Here is a 6,855-nt window from a genome sequence, read left to right on the forward strand (position 1 = left end):
TTTCAATATTAATTAGTGGATACTGTCAAACTTAGGTAATAATATGTATGCTTCTGTCAAATTTGGGTTACAAAGAAGGTTCCCTTTTGGGTTTCCAAGACTGATGCAAAGAAGGCTACAATTCCGGTCTTGAAGACTGCCTTAAACCTGGACAAGAAGAAGTTCTTACGAAGATTGCTGACTCAAAATCAACGATGTATGAACCCAAAACACAAAAGAGGCTACACAGAAAGCTTTAAAAATGGATACTTTAACAGCTACCACGACGCGAGATTTAAATGCTTAGAAAAATGATAGATTATACAACTATTGTCTATCAATTTCGACAGGGCAATGTGCCGATTTTCTGTAAAATCACAAATATCAAGACATATTGAATAGAATATTCGATGTCAGAAGCTTTATTTTATCCATAGTGTACAAAAATTTAACTTCAGATTTACAGAAAATCGGCACACTGGCTGTTACCTCATTCTTTGAAGCGGGAGCATACGAAAAATTATGTATTTAACTTATGAATCAGCTATCATTAAACTAAATTTCTACATTCTAATTAAGCGTTGAGCTTTTTTAAAAGCCAGGCCATGTTCTGCCCCAGAACTTGCATTGTCCGGATGCCTTCTTCGTCTTTTTCAACGTCTCCCTCGTCAAGGCCTATCCCCATATTCCAGTAATTTGACCCCGGAATTATCATCTGGGAAATTGTGAAAAAATGGTTGATAGAGTCAAAGACATGAACTGAGCCTGCCCTTCTTACTGCAACAACGGCTGCTCCTGCCTTTCGTCTGAAAAGTTCGCCGTTGGCTTTGGAAACAAAACCTGCTCTATCTATCAAAGCTTTGAGCTCAGGGGTCAGGTCTGCAAAATAGGTCGGAGAGGCAAGAATAATACCGTCGGCTTCAAGCATCTTTTCTATGCAGTTGTTTACGATATCCTTATCCATAACACATTTCTTGTCTTTGTTTTCAAAACATTTCCCGCAGGCAATGCAGCCGTGGATACTCTTTCCCCCGACATGCACGGTTTCTGTTTCAATTCCTTCCCTTTCAAGCTCGGCAAGGACATGCCTGATCAGGATTTCTGTGTTTCCGTCCTTTCTAGGGCTTCCGTTAAATGCAACAACTTTCATTTATCCATCTCCTTCAGTTGTCTATCTTTATTTATCCTTTTTCTTATTATTTCTCTTTCAGACCTTTTCCTATTTTCCAGGCGGCTCCGGCATAGTCTCCCACTGTCCAGTAGCTGTTGTCAGGCATAGTAAGGATCAGGGTTTTCATTTTCTTAATATCGGGCTTCCCTTGAGTAAGATACTGCTCTTCGGAATAAGCGGCAATAATTTCTCCCACAAAAAAGTAGTGTGTTGGAAACTCTAAGGTTTCGACCAGCCGGCACTCGAGGTTCACAGTACACTCTTTGATCATGGGCGCTGTTTCTAACTCTCCGTAAAATATTTCAAACAAATCTGATTTGTCAATCTTTTCCCCGGAGACAAGCCCGCAGTAATCGGTTTCTCTAACCATATCCTTACCGGGGAAATTGACGCTGAAGCACCCATTTTTCTTTATACCCTCTGGCGTGTAATGGGATTTGTGTACTCCCACTCCAATCATCGGAGGGTTTGCATTCACACGGCTGACCCAGCCCAGGGCCATGAAATTGGCTTTTCCTTTAACTTTTGCCCCGAGAAGGGTTACCGGCATAGGACAGACGAATACATTGTTATTGATCTTGATTTTCTCTGCCATCATGGTACTTTTCCCCAGCCTATTTATGCATTTATATATTACATCGAGTTTGATGGCGCGTTTTCAAAAAAAATGTATGGAAGTATAATTTGAAGAATGAAATCGATAAATTACAACTTTTTAATCACAATTTTTTGTATACATTAATTTCAGTTTTTTTTTCAAGATATTCTGAAAGCAAAGGAAATATCTCTCTAAAATGATTGGAGTTTAAGTGTTTATCCAGGCTGCTTTCATCCTTCCACTCTTCTAGCATAGTCAGAATTCCTGAATTCTCTAATTCCTGGTATAGCCCATATTCTATGCATCCCTCTTCTTTTAATGATTCTCCAACAAGGTTTTTACATAAACCTATGAATTCTTGAATTTTTTCAGGTTTGACATTGTTTTTTGCAACAACTCTTATCGTCAATAAATCACCAGCTTCTTATAAAACCAATTTTTCCTAAAATTCCCGGACTTCTATTAGCTTTTCTCTGCCAGGGATGTGTTGTGGGAAGGCTTTTTTGCATTTCCCGCATTCAAAACCTGAAAGCACGGCTCTGTCCCTCAAGCAGGCTATCATAGATAAATTTTGGTTCTCTTAAGACTCCATTTGCGGATTCAAATCTTTGGGATCTTCTATTTTGATATTCTTTTTCTGAAGCAGTACAGAGTTTCGATTTTGCCGGTTTTACAGCTTCATTTTTTCTTCTGACCGTACCTGTTGTGGTAAACTTTCTCTTCCCTGTACCGGTCCTGAGGTCCGGGGGTTTGGGCAGGATAGCCTATGGGTACAAAAGCCAGAGGAATTACATGTTCAGGCAGCCCAAAAGCTTTCCTAAAACCTTCAATCCGATCCTTTATTGGATAGATTCCTGTCCAGACTGCTCCAACCCCGACAGCATGAGCTGCAAGCAGGAGATTCTGGGTTGCTGCCGAACAGTCCTGCACCCAGTATCCGGGAACTTTTTCCTGAGTCGTGTCTCCGCAGATAAGGATTGCAAGGGATGCTTCCCTGCACATGCCAGCATAAGGGCTGAATGTAGGAATTTCTTCGAGGAGCTTTCTGTCATCAATAACAATGAAGACCCAGGGCTGGGAATTGACAGCAGAAGGAGCGCTCATTGCAGCCCGGAGCAGTTCAGTAACAAGCTCCTGGGAAACTGGTCGGTCTGTGTATTTTCTAATGCTTCTTCGAGTGTGAATTGCTTCAAGCGTATCCATATCGATGTTTCCTATCCATTCTGAAAAGATTTGAGTGAGAAAACGCATCTCGAATTCTCCTCATCCTGATCGTCTTTTACTTAAACAGGTTCATACCTGTATTTTTCGCTTTTTCCATAAGTTCGGTATTGGCCTTGACTTCTCCGGGGGCGTGGTATCCGACTGCCACCAGGGTATCCTTTACTTCCATTCGCATAAAGTTGGAAATCTGCCCTCCGAACTCCTCATAAACACCTTTGAAGGCCATGGGTTCAGGTGCTCCCTGGGCTCCTATAATTACGGCTTTTTTCCCGGCAGAGAGGCGGGGAGAGAAGTCAGCGTTGATAAGGGAGTAGCAGCGGTCAAGGAAGAGCCGCATCTGGCCTGTGAACTGACCAAAGTAAATCGGAGAACCGAAGATAACTCCATCTGCTGATGCAAGTTCATCGAATACTTCCACAAGGTCGTCTTCAAGCTTGCATTCTTCGTGGTTCTTGCAGTAATCGCAGCCCTGGCAGCCTTTGTAGTTCATCTCATTGAGGATGAAGGTTCGGGTCTCAGCACCTGCTTCTGCTGCGCCTGTGAGAACCTGCTGGACAAGGACGTTTGTGTTTCCATTCTTTCGGGGACTTCCAACAATACCTATGACTTTCATTTTATTCTTACCTCTTGTTCTTTAAACTGAATCTATCCTGAATTTATTTTTGAATTTATATCGGTTTTTCCTTTTTAAATATCTGTATTTATTGATCTGTAATTTGCAGCAACTATACTTATATACTATACATACAATCCGGATACTAACTAACAAAATGGATACTATGTGAGCATATGGTAAGTGAGATACAAAACAGTAAACATTACCAGTGTCCTGTGGAAGCAACCCTTGAGGTAATCGGAGGCAAATGGAAGCCTATTATCCTCTGGCAGTTAAGAACGGAAAAGCTGCGTTTTTCAGGGCTCCAGCAAAGCATGCAGGGTATTTCTCCTAAAATGCTTACGAAACAGCTGAGGGAACTTGAAGAAGACGGGCTAATTCTCAGGCAGGTTTATCCTGAAATCCCACCTAAAGTTGAGTATTCTCTGACCGATTTTGGAAAAACGATGCTTCCTGTTCTGGACGCTCTCTGCAAATGGGGAAACGAATATCTTGGCAGAGAATGTGCCCTGGGTAAAAAATAATTGTTCGGCAGAAAATGGATTCAGGATAAACAGTGATTATTCAACTGGCTGTCTTTCTCTCTTTGAGAAATTTGTTTCCGGTTAATTTCAGAAAGGTTCTAAAATAACAAACATTCACGCAATAAGTAAAAATAATTCCTATTCCTGTATGTGGGTGTCAGTACTGGATTCTGTTTTTACTTGATTCAGAGATATAACGAATTTAGAATATATTTGGCAATAGAAGAACTTAAAATATATTCAACAATATTTTCAAAACATTTAAAGTTTTGAAAGTTCAATTCATAAATTGTTGACAGGTCGGAAAGTCACTGAGAACTTTCGGGAATCGAAGAGATCAGGGTTAAGCTTATGATGCAGAAGAACGGCTACATGAGGTATTTTACAAAACAAAGTTGCTACCCTAATCAGGCAGAAGCCATGGAGAAAATTCACTCGGCTCTCCTGCAGGAGAAAATCGTGCTTTTTGAGGGGGCATGCGGGACAGGCAAGACTCTGAGTGCACTTGCTCCTGCATTGAGTGTGGGGAAAAAACTTAATAAAATCGTTGTTATAGTCACGAATGTCCACCAGCAGATGGTTCAGTTTATAAACGAAGCAAGAGAAATCTCCCAGGGTAACAGCATAAAAACAATCGTTTTTAAGGGCAAGACCTCTATGTGCCCCGAAAACCTCGATTATGAGGAATGCAAGCTGAAAGGGGAAAACACCTATGATCTCCTGGACTTTGAGAGGGAAGTTTCTTCAAAGGAAAAAGAGCTTAAGGACGCCTACGAAAAATACAAAAGGACAAAAGACCCTACCCTTTACGCTTTGAGGAACGAGCTTGAAAAAGAACTCGAAGAAGCAAGGAAAAAAGCTCAGTCCCTGAGGAGCCGTTCCTGCCCAAAGCTTTATGAGGTACTTAAGTTTGAAGGAAATGAGTTTTCCTCCTGGCTCTTTTCCGATGTAAGGAGCCCTGAAGAAGTAATGGAATATGCAGAAGACCGGGATATGTGCGGGTATGAACTGCTTAAAAAAGAACTCAAAAATACCGAACTTCTGATCTGTAATTTCCATCATGTGCTCAGTGCCGAAATCTTCATGACTCTGCTTAAATGGCTTGAACGCGGCCCGGAAGACATTATTCTCATCTTTGACGAGGCCCATAATATCGAGGCGTCGGCCCGCTCACATTCTTCCATAATGCTCTCTGAACTTACCATTGAAAAAGCCCTTTCTGAAATCGGGGAAGTCCCTGATTCCGACAGCTCTCTTGTATTCGGGTCGGGAGCTGGCTCAGGAAACGGCATTCCTCTTGATCAGGATTATGCGGTCAGGCTGTATGCGAAGAGGCTGTTTTCCTGCCTGCTGACAGCTCTCAGGGACTCATATGACTCGAAGTTAAAGTTCGGGGAAAGGAACAGGCTTGGAAAAAACTGGCAGGACATTCAGATAAGCGACCCTTATGAGCGCCTTGACATCCTGAAAGCTCGCTTTTTGCGGGACGCAAAAAAAGAAGGATTTGCGGATGAAGAAAAGGTTCTGACCCAGCTGCGGGAAATTGGCGAGTTCGGGGGCAGGCTAGAAGAGATTTATGCGGAAAACTACAAAAAAGGGCTTCTCTCAGTCCCGAAACGTTCCCAGATCCGGTATGTTGCTGATTTTCTATCCTCTTACCTTGTACTTTCTGACAGGCAGAATTATTATCCGATTCTGAACGTGCGCAGGGACTTTAAAAGCGATAGGGTCGCCGGCAGGATTGAGCTTTTTACATGCATCCCTAAAAACGTGACCCAGCCTTTGCTTGATTCCGTTTATACTGCAGTGCTTATGTCGGCTACACTTCGGCCTTTCGAGATGGTCAAATCCACACTTGGCATCTCAAGGGAAGTGGAAGAAATCATCTATGGAACTACATTTCCCCAGGAAAGAAGGCTTACTCTTGCGGTTTCGATTCCCCCACTTTTTGCAAAAAATCGGGACAGCTCCGAGACTCTTGAGAGTTTGAAAGAAACTCTGCTTGCGGCTGCTCTTGCATCAGCGGGCAATGTGATTATTTACTTCCAGAGCTATGCTGAAGCGCTCCGCTATACCAAACTCCTTGAGCCTGAACTTTCCATCCCCATTTTCCTTGATGAAGTGGGGGTTTCAGCCCAGGAAATCCGGGAGGAATTTTTCAAAATCGGAGAGCTGGGAGAAAAAGCCGTACTTATAACCTATCTCTGGGGAACCTTGAGTGAAGGCGTTGATTTCAGAGATGGTCGAGGCAGGACAGTGATTGTAGTGGGAGTCGGATACCCGGCTCTAAACGACAGAATCAAAGCAGTCGAGTCTGCATATGATACGGTTTTCGGTTGTGGGGATGGCTGGGAGTTCGCAGTCCAGGTGCCGACAATCAGGAAGGTCAGGCAGGCAATGGGAAGGGTAGTACGTTCTCCGGAGGACTTTGGAGTAAGGATTCTCCTTGATTCTCGCTACCAGGGTTCCCAGATGCGTAAACTCGGTAAATTTTCGGTATTTGACTATTTCCCACCTGAAGAAAAGAGAGAATTTATTGATGTGGCACCAAGGGATGTGGGAAGTCTCGTGGAAGAGTTTTTTGCGCACATCACGCCGAATAACCCCGAAAAAAAGGAGCCGGAATCTCCGGCTTCAAGTCGGCTGGAGTTCGGGAGCCTTGCAGAAAAACTTTGAAAGCAGGTTGTTCCCTCACTCAGTTTTTAAATTTGTTTTTTTGAAGACTCCTTCATTTTCTTTTTTC

The 6,855-nt window shown here is 42.8% G+C and carries 7 protein-coding genes; 2 read left to right on the forward strand and 5 right to left on the reverse strand.

The window, feature by feature from the left end; genetic code table 11:
* Nucleotides 1-553: 553 nt before the first annotated feature.
* The 5 genes from RG963_RS15935 to RG963_RS15955 all read right to left on the reverse strand — a co-directional run bounded on the left by RG963_RS15935 (nucleotide 554) and on the right by RG963_RS15955 (nucleotide 3,585).
* Complete coding sequence (locus tag RG963_RS15935) at nucleotides 554-1,129, reverse strand: flavodoxin family protein (RefSeq protein ID WP_310577264.1); 576 nt, start codon at nucleotides 1,127-1,129, stop codon at nucleotides 554-556.
* A 46-nt stretch (nucleotides 1,130-1,175) separates the two neighbouring features.
* Nucleotides 1,176-1,748 (reverse strand): flavin reductase family protein, encoded by a 573-nt coding sequence (locus tag RG963_RS15940; protein WP_310577265.1) that lies wholly within the window; start codon nucleotides 1,746-1,748, stop codon nucleotides 1,176-1,178.
* Nucleotides 1,749-1,869: 121 nt separating this feature from the next.
* Nucleotides 1,870-2,157: a putative quinol monooxygenase gene (locus RG963_RS15945; protein WP_310577266.1), complete on the reverse strand. Its 288-nt coding sequence runs from the start codon at nucleotides 2,155-2,157 to the stop codon at nucleotides 1,870-1,872.
* Between the two features lie 269 nt (nucleotides 2,158-2,426).
* On the reverse strand, nucleotides 2,427-2,999 hold the full coding sequence (locus RG963_RS15950) for a nitroreductase family protein (protein WP_396654747.1): 573 nt from the start codon (nucleotides 2,997-2,999) through the stop codon (nucleotides 2,427-2,429).
* Between the two features lie 28 nt (nucleotides 3,000-3,027).
* On the reverse strand, nucleotides 3,028-3,585 hold the full coding sequence (locus RG963_RS15955) for a flavodoxin family protein (RefSeq protein ID WP_310577267.1): 558 nt from the start codon (nucleotides 3,583-3,585) through the stop codon (nucleotides 3,028-3,030).
* A 176-nt stretch (nucleotides 3,586-3,761) separates the two neighbouring features.
* On the opposite strand from RG963_RS15955, the gene RG963_RS15960 reads away from it, so the two are divergent.
* Together RG963_RS15960 and RG963_RS15965 are read left to right on the forward strand one after the other, a co-directional pair.
* Nucleotides 3,762-4,112 carry a winged helix-turn-helix transcriptional regulator gene (locus tag RG963_RS15960; RefSeq protein WP_310577268.1) on the forward strand — a complete coding sequence of 117 codons (351 nt, stop codon included), beginning with the start codon at nucleotides 3,762-3,764 and terminating at the stop codon, nucleotides 4,110-4,112.
* Nucleotides 4,113-4,463: 351 nt separating this feature from the next.
* On the forward strand, nucleotides 4,464-6,788 hold the full coding sequence (locus tag RG963_RS15965; RefSeq protein ID WP_310577269.1) for an ATP-dependent DNA helicase: 2,325 nt from the start codon (nucleotides 4,464-4,466) through the stop codon (nucleotides 6,786-6,788).
* The last annotated feature ends 67 nt before the right edge of the window (nucleotides 6,789-6,855 follow it).

The sequence above is a fragment of the Methanosarcina baikalica genome, from assembly GCF_031461075.1.
GTDB lineage: Archaea > Halobacteriota > Methanosarcinia > Methanosarcinales > Methanosarcinaceae > Methanosarcina > Methanosarcina baikalica.

Bases quoted from the DNA above. Each gene is read 5' to 3' on its own strand.
- RG963_RS15940 (WP_310577265.1), bottom strand. From the start codon at position 1,748: ATGATGGCAGAGAAAATCAAGATCAATAACAATGTATTCGTCTGTCCT.
- RG963_RS15965 (WP_310577269.1), top strand. From the start codon at position 4,464: ATGATGCAGAAGAACGGCTACATGAGGTATTTTACAAAACAAAGTTGC.
- RG963_RS15955 (WP_310577267.1), bottom strand. From the start codon at position 3,585: ATGAAAGTCATAGGTATTGTTGGAAGTCCCCGAAAGAATGGAAACACA.
- RG963_RS15960 (WP_310577268.1), top strand. From the start codon at position 3,762: ATGGTAAGTGAGATACAAAACAGTAAACATTACCAGTGTCCTGTGGAA.
- RG963_RS15935 (WP_310577264.1), bottom strand. From the start codon at position 1,129: ATGAAAGTTGTTGCATTTAACGGAAGCCCTAGAAAGGACGGAAACACA.
- RG963_RS15950 (WP_396654747.1), bottom strand. From the start codon at position 2,999: ATGCGTTTTCTCACTCAAATCTTTTCAGAATGGATAGGAAACATCGAT.